This window comes from Streptomyces sp. NPDC036822 (assembly GCF_055609145.1).
The window spans coordinates 250,983-268,874 of record NZ_JBVJPY010000001.1; the positions used below are offsets into that span (position 1 = coordinate 250,983).

The 17,892-nt window shown below is 74.3% G+C and carries 19 protein-coding genes; 8 read left to right on the forward strand and 11 right to left on the reverse strand.

The window, feature by feature from the left end:
- Positions 1-13 precede the first annotated feature (13 nt).
- From ACZ68P_RS01175 to ACZ68P_RS01205, 7 genes are all read left to right on the forward strand, one after another.
- Positions 14-1,021 carry an ADP-ribosylglycohydrolase family protein gene (locus ACZ68P_RS01175; protein ID WP_471000735.1) on the forward strand — a complete coding sequence of 336 codons (1,008 nt, stop codon included), beginning with the start codon at positions 14-16 and terminating at the stop codon, positions 1,019-1,021.
- A 125-nt stretch (positions 1,022-1,146) separates the two neighbouring features.
- A complete protein-coding gene (locus ACZ68P_RS01180; RefSeq protein ID WP_471002366.1) occupies positions 1,147-2,466 on the forward strand; it encodes an ADP-ribosylglycohydrolase family protein in 1,320 nt (439 codons plus the stop codon).
- Positions 2,447-3,598: an ADP-ribosylglycohydrolase family protein gene (locus ACZ68P_RS01185; protein ID WP_471000738.1), complete on the forward strand. Its 1,152-nt coding sequence runs from the start codon at positions 2,447-2,449 to the stop codon at positions 3,596-3,598. Before ACZ68P_RS01180 ends, ACZ68P_RS01185 begins: the two co-directional genes overlap by 20 nt.
- Positions 3,595-5,103 (forward strand): ADP-ribosylglycohydrolase family protein, encoded by a 1,509-nt coding sequence (locus ACZ68P_RS01190; protein ID WP_471000741.1) that lies wholly within the window; start codon positions 3,595-3,597, stop codon positions 5,101-5,103. Before ACZ68P_RS01185 ends, ACZ68P_RS01190 begins: the two co-directional genes overlap by 4 nt.
- Positions 5,100-6,026, forward strand: a complete 927-nt coding sequence (gene rbsK, locus ACZ68P_RS01195) for a ribokinase (protein ID WP_471000744.1) — start codon at positions 5,100-5,102, stop codon at positions 6,024-6,026. The genes ACZ68P_RS01190 and rbsK overlap by 4 nt, the downstream gene beginning before the upstream one ends.
- Positions 6,023-7,237 carry a CaiB/BaiF CoA transferase family protein gene (locus ACZ68P_RS01200; RefSeq protein WP_471000747.1) on the forward strand — a complete coding sequence of 405 codons (1,215 nt, stop codon included), beginning with the start codon at positions 6,023-6,025 and terminating at the stop codon, positions 7,235-7,237. The genes rbsK and ACZ68P_RS01200 overlap by 4 nt, the downstream gene beginning before the upstream one ends.
- Positions 7,234-8,028 carry an HpcH/HpaI aldolase/citrate lyase family protein gene (locus ACZ68P_RS01205; protein ID WP_471000750.1) on the forward strand — a complete coding sequence of 265 codons (795 nt, stop codon included), beginning with the start codon at positions 7,234-7,236 and terminating at the stop codon, positions 8,026-8,028. Before ACZ68P_RS01200 ends, ACZ68P_RS01205 begins: the two co-directional genes overlap by 4 nt.
- An 82-nt stretch (positions 8,029-8,110) precedes the next feature.
- On the opposite strand, the gene lgt is transcribed toward ACZ68P_RS01205, so the two are convergent.
- The 11 genes from lgt to hisI form a co-directional block, all read right to left on the reverse strand.
- Positions 8,111-9,154, reverse strand: a complete 1,044-nt coding sequence (gene lgt, locus ACZ68P_RS01210) for a prolipoprotein diacylglyceryl transferase (protein WP_471000752.1) — start codon at positions 9,152-9,154, stop codon at positions 8,111-8,113.
- Positions 9,155-9,227: 73 nt separating this feature from the next.
- Positions 9,228-10,052, reverse strand: a complete 825-nt coding sequence (locus ACZ68P_RS01215) for a thioredoxin domain-containing protein (protein ID WP_471000755.1) — start codon at positions 10,050-10,052, stop codon at positions 9,228-9,230.
- A 63-nt stretch (positions 10,053-10,115) separates the two neighbouring features.
- Positions 10,116-10,931, reverse strand: coding sequence for a tryptophan synthase subunit alpha (gene trpA / locus ACZ68P_RS01220; protein ID WP_471000758.1), 816 nt, complete (start codon positions 10,929-10,931; stop codon positions 10,116-10,118).
- A complete protein-coding gene (trpB, locus tag ACZ68P_RS01225; RefSeq protein WP_471000761.1) occupies positions 10,928-12,223 on the reverse strand; it encodes a tryptophan synthase subunit beta in 1,296 nt (431 codons plus the stop codon). The genes trpA and trpB overlap by 4 nt, the downstream gene beginning before the upstream one ends.
- A gap of 115 nt (positions 12,224-12,338) precedes the next feature.
- Entirely contained in the window at positions 12,339-12,563 is a 225-nt protein-coding gene (trpM, locus tag ACZ68P_RS01230) for a tryptophan biosynthesis modulator TrpM (RefSeq protein WP_471002369.1), read from the reverse strand.
- Positions 12,564-12,621: 58 nt separating this feature from the next.
- Positions 12,622-13,431 carry an indole-3-glycerol phosphate synthase TrpC gene (trpC, locus tag ACZ68P_RS01235; RefSeq protein WP_471000764.1) on the reverse strand — a complete coding sequence of 270 codons (810 nt, stop codon included), beginning with the start codon at positions 13,429-13,431 and terminating at the stop codon, positions 12,622-12,624.
- A 130-nt stretch (positions 13,432-13,561) separates the two neighbouring features.
- A complete protein-coding gene (locus tag ACZ68P_RS01240) occupies positions 13,562-14,125 on the reverse strand; it encodes a DUF2752 domain-containing protein (RefSeq protein WP_471000766.1) in 564 nt (187 codons plus the stop codon).
- A gap of 74 nt (positions 14,126-14,199) precedes the next feature.
- Positions 14,200-14,448 carry an HGxxPAAW family protein gene (locus ACZ68P_RS01245; protein ID WP_471000769.1) on the reverse strand — a complete coding sequence of 83 codons (249 nt, stop codon included), beginning with the start codon at positions 14,446-14,448 and terminating at the stop codon, positions 14,200-14,202.
- Positions 14,449-14,581: 133 nt separating this feature from the next.
- Positions 14,582-15,259 carry a TIGR02234 family membrane protein gene (locus ACZ68P_RS01250; RefSeq protein ID WP_471000771.1) on the reverse strand — a complete coding sequence of 226 codons (678 nt, stop codon included), beginning with the start codon at positions 15,257-15,259 and terminating at the stop codon, positions 14,582-14,584.
- Positions 15,260-15,265: 6 nt separating this feature from the next.
- On the reverse strand, positions 15,266-16,765 hold the full coding sequence (locus ACZ68P_RS01255) for an anthranilate synthase component I (protein ID WP_471000775.1): 1,500 nt from the start codon (positions 16,763-16,765) through the stop codon (positions 15,266-15,268).
- An 11-nt stretch (positions 16,766-16,776) separates the two neighbouring features.
- Positions 16,777-17,127 carry a phosphoribosyl-AMP cyclohydrolase gene (gene hisI / locus ACZ68P_RS01260; protein ID WP_365715108.1) on the reverse strand — a complete coding sequence of 117 codons (351 nt, stop codon included), beginning with the start codon at positions 17,125-17,127 and terminating at the stop codon, positions 16,777-16,779.
- Between the two features lie 84 nt (positions 17,128-17,211).
- Here hisI and ACZ68P_RS01265 point away from each other — a divergent pair, with 84 nt between their 5' ends.
- Entirely contained in the window at positions 17,212-17,847 is a 636-nt protein-coding gene (locus ACZ68P_RS01265; RefSeq protein ID WP_471000778.1) for a TIGR03085 family metal-binding protein, read from the forward strand.
- Positions 17,848-17,892: the final 45 nt, after the last annotated feature.

The following is a 17,892-nucleotide window of genomic DNA, read 5'->3' on the forward strand; positions in this document are numbered from 1 at the left end:
GAGGAGCGAGATGGTGAGCGAGACGGGGACCAGGATCTGCGGCACGCGCGAGCGCGCCCGAGGCGCGCTGCTCGGCCTCGCGGTCGGTGACGCGCTCGGCGCCCCCGCCGAGAACATGCGCCCCTCGGAGATCCGCCGCCGCTGGGGCCGGATCGAGGGCTTCGTGACGGACCGGCCGGCCGGTACGGACGACACGGAGTACGCGATCTTCTCCGGACTGCTGCTCGCCCGCCACGGCTCCGCGCTGACCGTCCGCCACGTGGAACGGGCCTGGCACCACTGGATCGCCGACCTGGACGAGGGCCCTTTCCGGGGGGCCGGGTTCAGTGAGCGGGGCACCCTGGAGAACCTCCGGCGGGGCCTCGCCGCTCCCATCTCCGCCCAGCACCGTCACGCCTGGTCGGACGGGCTCGCCATGCGCGCCGCCCCGTTCGGGGTCTTCGCGGCGGGGCGCCCCTCCGAGGCGGCCAGGCTCGTCGCCATCGACGGCAGCGTCAGCCACGACGGCGAGGGGATCTACGGCGGCCAGGCGGTGGCGGCCGGCGTCGCGGCCGCGATGACGGGCGCGTCGGTGACCTCGGTCATCGCGGCCGCGCTCTCCGTGGTCCCGATGGACTCCTGGACGGCCCGCTCGATGCGCCGCGCGGTGGTGGCGGCCCAGCGGATCCAGCCCGACGCCCTGACCAGGGAGCGCACCGTCCGCTCGGCGGTCGTCATCGGCGGATACCCGTGGACGGACCTGGCGCCCGAGGCCGTCGCCCTCGCCTTCGGCGCCTTCGCTGCGGCGCGGGGCGACTTCCGTACGGCCGTCCTGACCGCGGTCAACATGGGCCGGGACGCCGACACCACGGCGGCGGTCGCGGGCGCGCTGGCCGGCGCGGCGGCGGGCGCCTCGGCGATCCCGGAGGAATGGGCGACGGCGATCGGCCCGGTGAAGGGCAGCTGCCTGCCGTCGATGCGGGGCTACCACGTCCTGGACATCGCCGACCTGCTGACGGCGGACGAGGAGGACGCGGCATGACGACGACGGATTCCACCCACCGCGCCCACGGCTCCGGAGCCTCCGCCGCCGCCTCCGCCCCCTCTCTGACCGAGCCTCCCGCCGTGGCCGGGCCTCCCACCGTCCTCCCATACGGCGACACCGCCATGGACGACGGCCGGCCACCGCCCGCCAGGCCCGGCATCCCGCGAACAGCGGAGGACCAGGGCGTCACCGGCGACGACGACGCCCGACCCCGGCCCGCCCAGCCCGGCACCTCCGGCCCCGGGAACGCTTCCGCAACCGCGCAGGGCGCTCCCGGGACGGGCGGGCGGGGCGGGCGGTCCCGCACCGACAGCGTCGAGGGACTGCTCCTCGGTCTCGCGGCGGGCGACGCCGCCGGCTGGCCGGCCGCCCGCCACCGCGCCGCCCGCATGCCCGAGTGGACCCGCCGGCTCACCCGCGAACTCGACACGTTCGCCGAGCAGAACGCGACCACCACCCTTCCCGTGCCCATCGCCCTCAACCAGCCCCCCGAGCCGCTCCGCCTCGGCCCCTCGGACGACGCCGAGTGGGCCGTCTTCACCGCCGAGGCCGTCCTCGCCTCCGCGGGTCCCCTCTTCTCCTCCCTCGCTCCCGACCGCCGTCTCCGGGCCGCCGTCGACCTCGCCTGGAACTCGCTCGCCGGCCAGATCGCCGCCGCCGCCGACCGCGCCCCCGAGGTGGAGTCCGCCGTCCTGCCCCTGCGGGCCCGGATCTCGGTCCGCGCCGGGCTCGGCAATCTCGCCACCGGTCTGCGCCCGCCGGCCACCGGCCACGACAACCCGCACTTCTTCGACGACGCCGCCTGCGTCCGCGCCGTCGTGCTCGCCGTCGTCCACCCGGGCGATCCGGTCGCGGCGGCCGAACTCGCCGAGTTCGACGCCCGGTACACCCAGGACGGCGACGGTGTCCACGGAGCCCGCGCGATGGCGGCGGCCGTCGCCGCGGCGCTCGGCGGGGCGACCGTGGACGACGCCGTGGCGGCCGCGCTCGCCCAGCTCCCGCCCGCCACCGAGATCGGGCGCAACGCCCAGCAGGCCGTGAAGATGGCCCAGGACGCGGAGTCCGCCTTCGAACTCGTCCCCCTCCTGGAGCACCAGATCGTCGACCACGTCTACAGCTACGGCATCGCCGCCGCCGAGACCGTCCCCGTCGCGCTCGCCCTCGCCCTCGCCGCACGCGGCCGGACGGCCGCGGCCGTGCCCGCGGCCGCCTGCCTCTCCCGCGTCGCCGACTCCGCCCCCGCGCTCGCGGGCGCGCTCACCGGGGCGCTCGGGGGCGGCGCCTCCGTCCCCGCCACCTGGCGCGACGCCTGCCGCACCCTCGCCGGTTGCGCACTCCCCCGCCTCGCGGGCACGGACCTGGTCGAACTCGCCGGGCTGCTGGGAGACACGGAACTGACCACCACGGGTGGACAATTCCGGCATGACACCCACACTGGATGACCGGATCACCGGCAGTCTCGTCGGGGCCGCCGTGGGCGACGCCCTCGGCGGCCCCGTCGAGGGTTACACCCCGACCCAGATCCTGGAGCGCCACGGCGGCCGGATCACCGGCATCGTCGGCCCCTGGAACGGCGACTCCTGGCGCACGGCCCGCCCCCTCGCGCCCTACCACAAGGGAGACGGGCATGTCACCGACGACACCTTGATGACGCACGCGCTCGTCAGGGTGTACGCGACGGTGCGCGACCACCTCGACGCGTTCGCGGTGGCGGACCACCTGGTGCCCGAACTCATCGCGAACCCCGTCTGGATCCCGGAGCTGGAGGCCGAGGCACTCCCCCTCCAGCGGATCTTCCTCGCCGAGAAGTGGATCGTGACCCGGCTCCACTACGGCCATGTCGACCCCCGCGAGGCGGGCAACGGGAACATCGTCAACTGCGGTGCGGCGATGTACATGGCGCCCGTCGGGCTGGTCAACGCGGCCGACCCGCGGGCCGCCTACGCCGAGGCGCTGGACGTCGCGGGCGCGCACCAGTCCTCGTACGGCAGGGAGGCCGCGGGGGTGTTCGCCGCGGCGGTGGCGGCGGCCTGCGATCCCTCCGCCACACCCGCCTCCGTGGTGGACACCGCGCTCTCCCTCGCGAAGGACGGCACCCGGGCGGCGATCGAGGCGGTCGCCGAAGTCGCCGCGCGGTACACGGACTTCGAGTCGGCCCTGGTACCGCTGCGCGCCGCCGTGGCGCCCTTCGACTCGGTGGGCCCCGACTACCGCGCTCCGTCCCTCGGCGCGCGCCGCCCGTCGCGTCTGCACGCGATCGAGGAGCTGCCCGTGGCCCTGGGCATGCTCCTGGTGGGCGAGGGCGACTACCGCCGTACGGTACTGGGCGCGGTCAACTACGGGCGTGACTGCGATTCGATCGCGACGATGGCGGGGGCGGTGGTGGGCGCCCTGCACGGCGAGTCCGCCGTGCCCGCCGACTGGGCCAAGCGGGTCGCCGAGGCGAGCCGTCTGGATCTGCACGCCCCGGCGGCGGCGTTGAGCGCGGTCGCGCGGGAGGTCTTCGAGCGGGACACCGCCCGGCGCCGGGCGCACGAGTCGGCGTACGCGGCCCTGACGAGCGCGGACCGATGAACCTGCGCGTCACCTGGGTGCAGCCGGAGGACCTGGTCGGGCACGAACTCCGCCAGGCGGCGGAGGACGGCCGCGACGCCTCCTCGATCGCGGCCCGCTGGCAGGCGGCGGGCGGCAGGCCGGCGCCTCCCCTGGCGGGCGCCTCACCGACCCCGCGCCCCGGCCTCCGCCCTCTGGCGGAACGCCTCCTCGACGAACTGGCCGCCCTGCCCTCCCCCCTGGCCGTCCGGGAACCCACCGCCCTCGCCGCCATCCAGGCAAGCGCGAGCACCCCCGGCACCTCACCTCCTGCGCCCCCGGGTCACGCTCCTCCCCCCGCCCGCGGCGCCTCACCTGCCGCACCGCCCCCCGGTATCTCACCGTCCCCAACCCCCGGAGCCCCTCCTCCCCCGCTCCCCCGCCCGACCACCCGGCCCACCGCCCCCGCCCCCGGCCCGGCGGAGCCCTCCCCCCTCCGTGACCGTCTGCACGCCGCCTGGCTCGGCCGCGCCGCCGGCTGCCTGCTCGGCAAGCCCGTCGAGAAGCTGCCGCTCCCCGCCATCCGCGCCCTCGCCCGCGCCGCCGGCAACTGGCCGCTCTCGTCCTGGTTCACCGCCAGGGGCGTGCCCCCCGAGCTGCTCGCCGCCCACCCCTGGAACCGCCGTTCCGCACCCACCTCGCTCGCCGAGAACATCGACGGCATGCCCGAGGACGACGACCTCAACTACCCCCTCCTCAACCTGCTTCTCCTCCAGCGGTACGGCCGCGACTTCACCACCGCCGACGTCGCCCGCCTCTGGCTCGACGAGCTGCCCGCCGGCCGCACCTTCACGGCCGAGCGCGTCGCCTACCGCAACCTCCTCGACGGCGTCGAACCCCCGCTGACCGCCGTCCGCCGCAATCCCTTCCGCGAGTGGATCGGCGCCCAGATCCGGGCCGACGTCCACGGCTGGACCCACCCGGGCGACCCGGCCGCCGCCGCCGCGCAGGCCCACCGGGACGCGACGCTCACCCACACCGCGAACGGCGTCTACGGCGCCATGTTCGTCGCCGCGGTCCTCGCCACCGCCGCGACCGGCACCGCCGACGTCCACCAGGCGCTGGCCTCCGGTCTCACCGTCATCCCTTCCCGCTCACGCCTCGCCGAGGCGGTGCGCCTGGGCATCGACACCGCGGGCGCGACCGCCGACTTCGACGCCGTCGTGGACCGGCTGCACGCCACCCTCGGCGGGTACCACTGGGTCCATGCCGTTCCCAACGCCGCCCTGCTCGCCGCCGCGCTCACCCATGCCGACGGCGACTTCTCCCGCTCCCTGTGCGCGGCGGTCTCCGGCGGCTGGGACACCGACTCCAACGGCGCCACCGCCGGATCGGTCGCCGGTCTGCTCGCCGGCCACCCCGACCGGCTGCCCACGCGCTGGACCTCCCCCCTCAAGAACCGACTGTCGACCTCGGTCCCGTCCTTCGACGGCATCGGCTTCGACACCCTGGCCGAACTGACGCATCTGGAGGCAGTACACCCATGACCGGCATCGTGGTGCTCGGCAGCACCAACATGGACCTCGTCGCGTTCGTGCCCAGGGCCCCCGCACGCGGAGAGACCGTCACCGGCCGGGAGTTCCGGACCATTCCCGGCGGCAAGGGCGCCAACCAGGCCGTCGCGGCCGCCCGGGCCGGCGCCGAGGTCGCGATGATCGGCGCCGTCGGCGACGACGACTTCGGCCTGCGGCTCCGGGCCGCGCTGGAGGGGGCAGGGGTCGAGACCGACCTGCTGCGCACCTCCGAAGGCCCCTCGGGCACGGCCCACATCGTCGTCGACGACGAGGGCGGCAACGCGATCGTCGTCGTCCCCGGCGCCAACGGCACCGTCACCTCCCTCACCCACGGCGACGAGGCCCTGATCGGCACCGCCGGCGCCCTCCTCCTCCAGCTCGAACTCCCCCTCTCCGTCGTCGCCGAAGGCGCCGCCACCGCCCGCCGCCTCGGCGTCCGTACCGTCCTCACCCCCGCCCCCGCCCCCGCCCAGCCGCTTCCCGCCGGACTCCTCGCCGCGACCGACCTCCTGGTGCCCAACGAGCACGAGGCGGCCGCGCTCACGGGCATCGCCGACCCGCACGCCGCGGCGGCGGCGCTGCTGCGGGACGTGCCCGAGGTGGTCATCACCCTCGGCGCCGCGGGCAGCCTCTACCTCGCCCGGGGCGGCGAACCGGTCACCGTCCCGGCCCCCCGCGTCCGGGCCGTGGACACCACCGCCGCCGGGGACACCTTCGTCGGCGCGCTCGCGGTCGCCCTCGGCGAGGGCCGCCCCGTCCCCGAAGCGCTGGCCTGGGCGTCGACCGCCGCCGCGCTCTCCGTCCAGCGGGAGGGCGCCTCCTCCTCGATGCCGTACCGCTCCGAGATCGACACGGCCCACGCCTCCCTCACCGGACGGGAGGTTGACGCCGTATGAGGCCCCCGCTGACGCCCCCCGGAAAGGCCGCCCCTCTCCACGGCCTGCGCGTCCTCGACCTCGCCACCCTCTTCGCCGGGCCCCTGGCCGCCATGATGCTCGGCGACTTCGGAGCCGACGTCATCAAGGTCGAGCATCCCCGCAGGCCCGACCCGTCCCGTGGGCACGGCCCCGCCAAGGACGGGGTCGGCCTGTGGTGGAAGGTCCTCGGCCGCAACAAGCGGACGATGACCCTCGATCTGTCCGCCCCCGGCGGCCGGGACACCCTGCTGCGCCTCGCCGCCGACGCCGACGTGATCGTGGAGAACTTCCGCCCCGGCACCTTGGAACGCTGGGGTCTGGGCTGGGAGGAGCTCTCCGCCGTCAACCCGGAGCTGGTCCTCACCCGGGTCACCGGCTTCGGGCAGTTCGGGCCGTACTCCCACCGCCCCGGCTTCGGCACCCTCGCCGAGGCCATGAGCGGCTTCGCCTCCATCACCGGCGAGCCGGACGGCCCGCCCACCCTTCCCCCCTTCGGTCTGGCCGACTCGATCGCCGCCCTGGCGACGGCGTACGCGGTGATGACCGCGATCGCCGCCAGGACGGCCACCGGCCGCGGCCAGGTCGTGGACATGGCGATCATCGAACCGATCCTCTCCGTCATCGGACCGCACCCCCTCTGGTACGACCAGCTCGGCTATGTCCAGCCGCGCACCGGCAACCGCTCCCGCAACAACGCCCCGCGCAACACCTACCGCACCGCCGACGGCTCCTGGGTCGCCGTCTCCACCTCCGCCCAGTCCATCGCGGAGCGCGTCCTGCGGCTGGTCGGCCGCCCCGAACTGATCGACGAACCGTGGTTCGCCGACGGAGCAGGCCGCGCCGACCACGCGGACGTCCTCGACGAGGCGGTCGGCACCTGGATCGCCCGCCACACCCGCGAGGAGGCCATGACCGCCTTCGAGAAGGCCGAGGCCGCGATCGCGCCCGTCTACGACATCCGGGACGTGATGGAGGATCCGCAGTACCGCGCCCTCGACACCGTCACCGAGGTCCCCGACCCCGAGCTGGGTCCGATCCGCATGCAGAACGTCCTCTTCCGGCTCTCCGACACCCCCGGCGCGATCCGCTGGGCCGGCCGCCCCCACGGCGCCGACACCGCCGACGTGCTCGCCGAGCTGGGCCTCTCCGCCGCCGAGATCAGCGCGCTGCGCGCCGAGGGAGCCGTATGAGCCATCCCCTCACCTGGCTGTACGCACCCGGCGACCGCCCCGCCGTCGTCGGCAAGGCCCTGACCTCCGGCGCCGACGTGGTCATCGTCGATCTGGAGGACGCGGTGGCGCCGGAACGCAAGGCATACGCCCTCTCCGCCACCGTCGATCTGCTCTCCGACCCCCACCCCGTGCCGATCCACGTCCGCATCCACACCCCCCGGGACATCGCTCCCCTGGCCTCCCTCCCCGGCCTCGGCGGTTTCCGTGTTCCCAAGGTGACACACGCCACTGACATCCACCGGATCGCCGAAGCGTTCCCCGGCGTTCCGCTCTTCCCGCTCCTGGAGAGCGCGCTGGCCGTCGAGCACGCCTACGCCATCGCCTCGGCCCACCCGGCCGTCCACGGCATCGCCCTCGGCGAGGCGGACCTCCGCGCCGACCTGGGGCTACGCCACGACAGCGGACTCGACTGGCCGCGCAGCCGCGTCGTGGTCGCCGCCCGCGCGGCGCGCCTCCCGCCCCCGGCCCAGTCCGTCCACCCCGACGTACGCGACCTGGACACGCTGGCGGCCGACTGCGCCCGGGGCCGTTCCCTCGGCTTCCTGGGCCGGGCGGCGATCCACCCGCGCCAGCTCCCCGTCATCGAGCAGGCGTACCTCCCGACACCCGACGAGGTCGCCGCGGCCGAGGAGGTCGTCAAGGCGGCGGAGGCGGAGGCGGGTGCCCTGGCCCTTCCGGACGGCCGTTTCGTCGACGCGGCCGTGGTGGACGGCGCCCGCCGCGTGCTGGCCCTGGCCGCGAGGGCCTAGGACGACGACAGGGCGGTGTACGACGACAGGGCCGCCCGGTACCTCTCGGTACCGGGCGGCCCTGTGCGCGAAGGGGGGAGGGTCAGCTCTTGCCGGAGGCTCCCGCTCCGTGGTCGGCGCCGTCCTTGGCGGACTCGCCGTCCCGCGGCGCGTCCGCCGGCTCCTCGCCCTCGGCGGAGCCGGAGTCCCCGGAGCCGGACGCCGAACCGGTCGCGGAGTCCTGGGCGTCGGCGGCCCCGCCCTCGGAGCCCTTCGCGTCCTCCGTGCCCTTGACGTCCGCGTCCTCGGACCGGCCGGACGCCTTGTCGCCCTTCGCCTCGGGCTCCACGATCTCCTCCCGTCCCGGGCGCACCCGCGACGAGATCACGATGTAGACGACGGCCAGGACGAAGACGACGATCGCCGTCCACACGTTCAGGCGCAGGCCGAGGACGTGGTGCGCCTCGTCGACGCGCATGTACTCGATCCAGCCGCGGCCGGCGCAGTACGCGGCGACGTAGAGGGCGAAGGCCCGCCCGTGGCCCAGCCTGAAGCGGCGGTCCGCCCAGACCACGAGCAGAGCGACACCGATGCACCACAGCGACTCGTAGAGGAAGGTCGGGTGGTAGAGCCCGGGCTCGCGGTTCGCACCGGCGCTGATCTTCAGGGCCCAGGGCAGGTCGGTGGGCTTGCCGTACAGCTCCTGGTTGAACCAGTTGCCCCAGCGGCCGATCGCCTGGGCGAGGGCGATGCCGGGCGCGATGGCGTCCGCGTACGCCGGCAGCGGGATGCCACGGCGGCGGCAGCCGATCCAGGCACCGACCGCGCCGAGCGCGATGGCGCCCCAGATACCGAGGCCGCCCTCCCAGATCTTGAAGGCGTCGACCCAGTTCTCACCCTCGCTGAAGTACAGCTGGTAGTCGGTGATCACGTGGTAGAGCCGGCCGCCGACGAGGCCGAAGGGCACCGCCCAGACGGCGATGTCGGCCACGGTGCCGGCTTTGCCGCCCCGGGCGATCCAGCGCTTGTTGCCGTACCAGACGGCGACGAAGACACCGATGATGATGCAGAAGGCATAGCCGCGCAGCGGAACCGGTCCGAGGTTGATCACACCGGTCGACGGGCTGGGAATGTAGGCAAGGTCCATGGCAGGACCGACGCTACCCTGCCGGGCGGGCGGGACGGCAGCCCGCCCGGCAACGTATGCGTAACTACCGGTCTCAGCCGGTGGCCTCCGGGGAGGCCGTGCCGGGCTTCTTGCCCTTGGCGGCCTCGGCGACCCACTTCTTCAGGTTCTCCGGGGAGATCTGCTCGCTCCCCTTCGTCGGGAAGATCGATTCTCCGTCGAGGAGCACCGACGGCGTCCCGCGGAAGTCGCTGTTCTTGAAGGCCGTGTTGGACTTCCCGACCCAGCTGTCGTGGGTGCCGTCCTCGACGCAGCTGCGGAAACCGGGGGTGTCGAGGCCCGGCACCTTCGCGGCCAGCTCCAGCAGCTTGGCGTTGTCCGCGAAGGCGTCGTCGGTCTCCGGCGGCTGGTTGATGTAGAGCACGTCGTGGTAGGCCGTGAACTTCCCGGCGTCCTGGGCGCACGCCGCGGCGTTCGCCGCGCGCAGGGAGCCGCTGCCGCCCATGTTGCCGTCGATGATGGTGGCCAGGTGGTACTCGGTCTTGAGGGCGCCGGACGCCTCCAGCTCGTGGATGGTGTCCCGGAACGCGTTCTCGAAGGACGCGCACGCCGGGCAGCGGAAGTCCTCCCAGATGGTGAGCGTCGCCGGAGCGTCCGTCCGCCCCGTCGGGATCGCCGGCGCGTCGTCGCCGATCGCGCCGGTGGGCGCGACGACCGGTCCCGCCTTGTCGGAGCCGCTGTCCTTGCCGCCGCTATTGGCCGCGATCACACCGACGACCGCGGCCAGGCCGAGGACGCCGACGACCGCCGCCGACACGATGAGGACGCGCCTCTGCTTCTCGCGCGCCTTGTCGCGGTCGCGCTGCTCCTTGAGGCGCTCCCGCGCGCTCTGCTTACCGTCTCGGTTCTTCTCGCTCACGCCCTCAGCAACGAACCGGGGAGGCGCGTACGCGCCTCCCCGGTCACAGTCCACCCATACGGGCTACAAGGTGCGTCGCACGCCCTCGGCGAGTTCGCCCGCCAGTTCCCTTACGGCGGCGAGCCCGGCGGCCTCGTCCTGCGCGTCGAGCATCCGCTTGACGAAGGCGGAGCCGACGATGACGCCGTCGGCGAAGGCCGCCACCTCCTTGGCCTGCTCGGCGTTGGAGACGCCGAGGCCGACGCAGACCGGGAGGTCCGCGGTGGCGCGGGTGCGGCGGACGAGGTCGGCGGCCTGCTCGCCGACCGACTCGCGGGTGCCGGTGACGCCCATCAGGGAGGCGGCGTAGACGAAGCCGGAGCCGGCGGCCGTGATGGTGGCCAGTCGCTCGTCCCTGCTGCTCGGCGCGACGACGAAGACGGTGGCGAGACCGTGCTTGTCGGCGTGCTCGCGCCAGGTCGCGGACTCCTGGACCGGCAGGTCGGGCAGGATGCAGCCGGCGCCGCCGGCCGCGGCCAGCTCCTCGGTGAAGCGCTCGATGCCGTAGCGGTCGATCGGGTTCCAGTACGTCATCACGAGCACCGGCTTGCCGGTGGCGGCGTGCGCCTCGCGGACCGTGCGCATGACGTCGGCGATCCTGACGCCGCCCCGCAGGGCGATGTCGTCGGCGGTCTGGATGACGGGGCCGTCCAGGACCGGGTCGCTGTGGGGGAGCCCCACCTCGACGATGTCGGCCCCGCCGTCGAAGACGGCGTTGACGGCCGCGATGCCGCCGTCCACGGTCGGGAACCCGGCCGGCAGGTAGGCGATGAGGGCCGCGCGGTTCTCCGCCTTGGCCTTGGCCAGGGTCTCGCCGAGAAGCTGGATGTTGCCGCTCACTTGGTGTCCCTCCGGATCTCGCCCGCGCCGTCCTCGGCGGCGGCGTCGGCCTCGACGGCGGCCGCGTCGGTGTCGTACAGGCCGAAGTACCGGGCGGCCGTGTCCATGTCCTTGTCGCCGCGCCCGGAGAGGTTGACGACGATCAGGCCGTCCTCGCCCAGCTCCCTGCCGACCTGGAGCGCGCCGGCCAGCGCGTGTGCCGACTCGATGGCCGGGATGATGCCCTCGGTGCGGGAGAGCAGCCGCAGGGCCTGCATGGCCTCGTCGTCGGTGACGGCGCGGTACTCGCCGCGGCCGGTGTCCTTGAGGTACGAGTGCTCCGGGCCGATGCCGGGGTAGTCCAGGCCGGCCGAGATGGAGTACGGCTCGGTGATCTGGCCCTCGTCGTCCTGGAGGACGTACGACCGGGAGCCGTGCAGGATGCCGGGCTCGCCTGCGGTGAGGGTGGCGGCGTGCTCGCCGGTCTCGACGCCGTGGCCGGCCGGCTCGCAGCCGATCAGCCGGACGCCGCTGTCGGGGATGAAGGCGTGGAAGAGGCCGATGGCGTTGGAACCGCCGCCGACGCACGCGACGGCGGCGTCGGGCAGGCGTCCGGCGCGCTCCAGGATCTGGCGGCGGGCCTCGACGCCGATGACGCGGTGGAAGTCGCGGACCATGGCCGGGAAGGGGTGCGGTCCGGCGACCGTGCCGAAGAGGTAGTGGGTGCGGTCCACGTTGGCGACCCAGTCGCGGAACGCCTCGTTGATGGCGTCCTTCAGGGTGCGGCTGCCGGACTTCACCGCGATGACCTCGGCGCCGAGCATCCGCATGCGGGCGACGTTCAGCGCCTGGCGCTGGGTGTCGATCTCGCCCATGTAGATGGTGCACTCGAGCCCGAAGAGGGCGCAGGCGGTGGCGGTGGCGACGCCGTGCTGGCCGGCGCCGGTCTCGGCGATGACGCGGGTCTTGCCCATGCGCTTGGTGAGCAGGGCCTGCCCGAGCACGTTGTTGATCTTGTGCGAGCCGGTGTGGTTGAGGTCCTCGCGCTTGAGGAAGATCCGGGCGCCGCCGGCGTGCCCGGCGAACCGGGGCACTTCGGTGAGGGAGCTGGGGCGGCCGGTGTAGTGGACCATCAGGTCGTTGAGCTCGCGGGCGAACTCGGGGTCGGCCTTGGCCTTGTCGTACTCGACGGCGACCTCGTCCACGGCGGCGACGAGGGCCTCCGGGATGAACTTGCCGCCGTAGGCTCCGAAATAGCCCTCGGCGCTGGGGACCTGACCCTCGGGGTCCGGGATGAAGAACTCGCTGGACATGCGGCTGCTCCTCGCGGGGCGTGTGCCCCGGGTGACGTGCGGTTGGCGGTCACGTTATGCGCGCACCGGCCACCGCCGTCGAACATCCGCGGCCCCACACGGAGGGGGCGAGGTGTCAGGCGGTGGTCGTGGTGGCGCGCGCGGTGCGCGGGCGCCATCGCATGCCGTTGACCTGGCCGGGCTCGTCGCCGATCACGTACCGCACCCGGCGGCCGTGGACACGGCGGGCGGGCGCGCGGCAGCCGCGCGGACGGCAGCCGCGGGCGAGCGGGGGGTGGACGGGCGCGGCGGCGGTACGGAGCCTGCCGCGGCGACCGGGCGCCGCCGGCACGCCGGCCACGCTCCGGGCGGCGGGGCCCGGGGCGTGCGGCGTGTCGTGGCGGCGGGTCACGGGCGGGTCAGCTCCGGCCGTGGCGCAGGGCCGGGTGGGCGCCGGCGGCGACCAGGTCGGCGACGGCGGCCTTCGGGTCGCGGCCGGTCACCAGCGACTCGCCGACCAGGACCGCGTCGGCGCCGGCGTTGGCGTAGGCGATGAGGTCGTGCGGGCCGCGGACGCCGGACTCGGCGACCTTGACGACGTTCGCGGGGATCTCCGGGGCGACGCGCTCGAAGGTGGAGCGGTCGACCTTGAGGGTCTTGAGGTTCCGGGCGTTGACGCCGATGACCCGCGCGCCGGCCTCGACCGCGCGCTCGGCCTCCTCCTCGTCGTGGACCTCGACCAGCGGCGTGAGGCCGATGGACTCGGCACGCTCGATGAGGGAGACCAGGGCCTCCTGCTCGAGGGCGGCGACGATCAGGAGCGCGAGGTCCGCGCCGTACGCCCGGGCCTCCCACAGCTGGTAGGCGGTGACGATGAAGTCCTTGCGCAGGACGGGAATGTCGACCCGGGCCTTGACGGCCTCCAGGTCGGCGAGCGAGCCGCCGAAGCGGCGCTCCTCGGTGAGCACGGAGATGACGGCCGCGCCGCCCGCCTCGTAGTCCGCGGCCAGACCGGCCGGGTCGGCGATCGCGGCGAGCGCGCCCTTGCTCGGGCTGGAGCGCTTCACCTCGCAGATCACCTTGACGCCGTCCCCGCGCAGTGCGGCGACGCCGTCCTTGGCCTGCGGCGCCTTGGCGGCGCGCTCCTTGAGCTCGTCGAGGGAGACCCGCGCCTGCCGCTCTGCGAGGTCGGCGCGCACGCCTTCGATGATCTCGTCGAGCACACTCACGCGAGAGGCCCCCTTCCGGGACGGTGATGGTGACGTTGGTGAAGATGAACCAGGTTCAGCCATGTCGATGGTATCCGCAGCGCGGCCCGAGGCCCGCATCCGGTGGAGGTGCGTCCCACGTGGTGGGACTTCACGGTGCGAGCGCGGCGCCGAACGGCAGGTTCCGCACAAGGGTGAAGGCGGTCACGACGGCGCCGATCACCCACCACCAGGGCGGGGAGATCGCGAAGCGCATCGGCACCCCGCGGACGGCGCGAATCAGCCAGACGGCCATGACGACGGCGAAGAGGCCGTAGCCGACGACGGCGAGGGCGTTGGCGCCGAGGGCGGTGCCGAGCTCTCCGTGGACGAAGGCGTGGGCGCTGCGCAGACCGCCGCAGCCGGGGCAGTACAGGCCGGTGAAGCGCAGCAGGGGGCAGACGGGGTAGTGGCCGGGTTCGTTGGGGTCGACGGTGCCGACGTAGGCGAAGGCGGCGGCGACGGCGCCGAGCGCGCCGACGGGGGTGAGCAGCCGTCGGCCGCGCGACAGTGGCGCGGCTCCTCCGGGCTGCCCGGGCAGGGGCCCGTGCCCGGGCCGGAACACCGGCGCGGCGGGCTGCCGCGGATGCTCGGGCACCGCCTCCCGAGGGGGCGCCGAGGGCGGCGGCGGGGCTGCTTCGTCGGTCACGGCGGGGGCCGTCGGCTTCGCGTCCACCCGGTGATTCTCGCCCCTGACGCGGGAAGGCGCAGCCCGGCTCGGCCGGACCGCGCCTTCTCGCGGGTCGTGCGTCAGGCTCGGGCCTTCTCGGCCGCAGCCGCGCGGGCGGCCGCCACGTGCTCGGGCTCCTTGGGCATGCCGAGGCCCGCGGCCTTCATGGCGAGGCCGACGACACCGCCGAGGGCGATGACGGCGATCCCTGCCCAGAAGCCGGGCACGTTGGCCGCCACCATGAAGACTCCGGCGATGCAGAAGCCGATGAAGGAGATGATGACACCGGTCCAGGCGGCCGGGGTGTGTCCGTGGGCGCTGCCCGCCATGAGTTGCTCCTCGTTGCTGTTGCTCGGTGGTGGCTCAGTGGTGAGGTCACGCCTGCGCGGACACTCAGGGTCATTGTCCCGCACACAGGGGCGCGGGGATGAATCGGGGTGGCGCAAGGGTCACGCGTCGCGCTCAGCCGTCGTGCGTGGGGTCCTCGCCGCGGTCCAGGGCCTTCCACAGGTCCTCGGGCCGGTCGGGGTCGGTGCCGGGCCGGGTGGCGGGTCCGCGGGCCGGGCGGGCGCCCCGGGGGCCGCCCTCGCGTTCGTAGCGGCCGCCCATGGCGGGCCAGGCGGCGCCGTAGCGCAGGGCGAGGAGCCCGGCGAGCAGGATGAGGACCGCGCCGGCGGCGGTGACGTAGGGCCACGCGGTGTGGGTCAGGCCGGTCACCGAGGCGGCGGTGTCGCCCGTGATGCGGGCGGCCTCCGCGTCCAGGGCGTCGCTGTCGGAGGCGCCGAGGAGGGAGGCGACCACGGCGCCGGCGCCGCTGAGGGCGAGAAGCCCGGAGACGAGGGTGCGGCCGGTGCGGCGGACGGCGAAGACGGCGACGAGGGCGGCGAGCCCGACGATCGCGAGCGCCGTGGGCACGCCGGTGACGGTGCCGCCGTCGGCCTCGACGGGCACGGTGCCGCCGCCGACGGTCGCGGTCCCCTCGGCCCAGATCTGCCCCGCGGAGAGCAGGACGACGGTGGCTCCGAGGGCACCGAGCAGGAGGGCCGCGGCGAGGCTGCGGCGGCCACCGGGTGCGGTGGCCGCGCCGCTCGCGCGTGCGGCTCGGGGCTGGGGTACGGGTACGGCACTCACGTACCCCACTATCCCCTACGCGCCCGGTGCGGCGTTCATCCGGTTGGCGGTGTGGACCGCGCGCAGCACGGCGGCCGCCTTGTTGCGGCATTCGTTGTCCTCGCCCACCGGGTCGGAATCGGCGACGACACCGGCTCCGGCCTGCACGTACGCGGTGCCGTCGCGCAGGAGGGCGGTACGGATGGCGATGGCGGTGTCGGCGTCGCCGGCGAAGTCGAGATAGCCGACACACCCGCCGTACAGGCCGCGCCGTGACGGCTCGAGCTCCTCGATGATCTGCATCGCGCGGGGCTTGGGCGCGCCGGAGAGCGTGCCGGCCGGGAAGCAGGCGGTGAGGACGTCGAAGGCGGTCCTGCCCTCGGCGACCCGCCCGGTCACCGTCGAGACGATGTGCATGACGTGCGAGTACCGCTCGATCGACATGAAGTCGACGACCTCGACGGAGCCCGGTTCGCAGACCCGGCCCAGGTCGTTGCGGCCGAGGTCGACGAGCATGAGGTGCTCGGCGCGCTCCTTGGGGTCGGCGAGCAGTTCGTCGGCGAGGTCGTGGTCCTCCTGCGGGGTGGCGCCGCGGTGCCGGGTGCCGGCGATCGGGTGGAGCATCGCCTGTCCGTCCTCGACCTTGACGAGGGCCTCGGGCGACGATCCGACGACGTCGAAGCCGTTCTCGAAGCGGAAGAGGTACATGTACGGGGACGGGTTGGTGGCGCGCAGGACCCGGTAGACGTCGAGCGCGGAGGCCTCGCAGGGGGTCTCGAAGCGCTGCGAGGGCACGACTTGGAAGGCCTCGCCCGCCCTGATCCGCTCCTTGATGTCCTCGACGGCGTCCTGGTAGGCCGTGCCGCCCCAGAGGGCCGAGAACTCCGGCAGTTCGGAGACGGGGAGGGCGGCGGGGGTGGACCCGACCGGGCGGGCCAGGTCGGCCTCCATCGCGTCGAGGCGGGCGACGGCGTCCGCGTACGCCTCGTCGACGCCGGTCTCCAGGTCGTTGTGGTTGATCGCGTTGGCGATCAGCAGGACCGTGCCGTCCCAGTGGTCGAGGACCGCGAGATCGCTGGTGAGGAGCATGGTGAGCTCGGGAAGCCGCAGGTCGTCGCGGCCGTGCTCGCCGATCTTCTCCAGGCGCCTGACGATGTCGTAGCCGAGGTAGCCGACCATGCCGCCGGTGAAGGGCGGCATGCCGGAGGCCAGGTCGCGCGGGGTGTGCAGGGCCTCGACGGTGGCGCGCAGGGCCTGGAGGGGGTCGCCGTCGGTCGGCACGCCGACAGGCGGCGTGCCGAGCCAGTGGGCCCGGCCGTCACGGACCGTGAGGGTGGCGTCGCTGCGGACGCCGACGAAGGAGTAGCGCGACCAGGACCGGCCGTTCTCGGCGGACTCGAGGAGGTAGGTGCCGGGGCGTTCGGCGGCGAGCTTGCGGTAGAGCCCGACCGGGGTGTCGCCGTCCGCGAGGAGCCGGCGGCTGACAGGGATCACGCGGCGGTCGGCCGCCAGCTTGCGGAAGGTCTCGAGGTCCATGGCGGCTGACCTTACTGGGAGAGCGGGAGCACGTCGGCGTCGAAACAGGTGCGGGCGCCCGTGTGGCAGGCGGCGCCGACCTGGTCGACCTTGACGAGCACGGTGTCGGCGTCGCAGTCGAGGGCGACCGACTTGACGTGCTGGACGTGGCCGGAGGTGTCGCCCTTGACCCAATATTCGCGGCGGCTGCGCGACCAGTAGGTGCAGCGGCCGGTGGTGAGGGTGCGGTGCAGGGCCTCGTCGTCCATCCAGCCGAGCATCAGCACCTCGCCGGTGTCGTACTGCTGGGCGATGGCCGGGAGGAGCCCGTCCGGGCTGCGCTTGAGGCGCGCGGCGAGGGCCGGGTCGAGATTGCTGCTCATGCGGCCATTGTGCCGTGGCCGGAGCGTTCGCCCGGCAGGGCGTCCACTGGGCGGAACGGCGGCCCGCGCCGTACGCTGGCGGGCATGTCGACCCATGCCAAGCGTGAACGACTTCTGCTCGCCGACCTGTTGGAGGCGGCGGGGCCCGAGGCCCCGACGCTCTGCGAGGGGTGGACGACCCGGGACCTCGCGGCCCATGTGGTGGTGCGCGAGCGCCGGCCCGACGCGGCGGCCGGGACGGTCGTGCCGGTGCTGAAGGCGCGGCTCGACCGGGTGCAGGCCGAGTTCGCCGACAAGCCGTACGAGGAGCTGATCCAGCTCATCCGTACGGGTCCGCCCCGGATGTCGCCGTTCACCATCAAGCAGGTGGACGAGGGGGCGAACACGGTCGAGTTCTACGTCCACGCCGAGGACGTGCGCCGTGCCCAGCCCGACTGGTCGCCGCGCGAGCTGGACCCGGTCTTCTCGGACGTGCTGTGGGCCCGTCTGGAGAAGGGCGCGCGGCTGCTCGGCCGCAAGGCGCCGGTGGGCCTGGTGCTGCGCCGTCCGAACGGTCAGACGGCCGTGGCGCACCGGGGCACGCCGGTGGTGACGGTGTCCGGGGAGCCGGGTGAGCTGACGATGTTCCTCTTCGGCCGCCAGGACGCGGCGAAGGTGGAGGTGGACGGCGAGCGGGAGGCCGTGGACCGGCTGCACCAGGCGAAGCAGCTGGGGATCTAGATCCGCCCGAGTGGCGCTCGGCCGCCCACTGCGCCGCGAGACCGA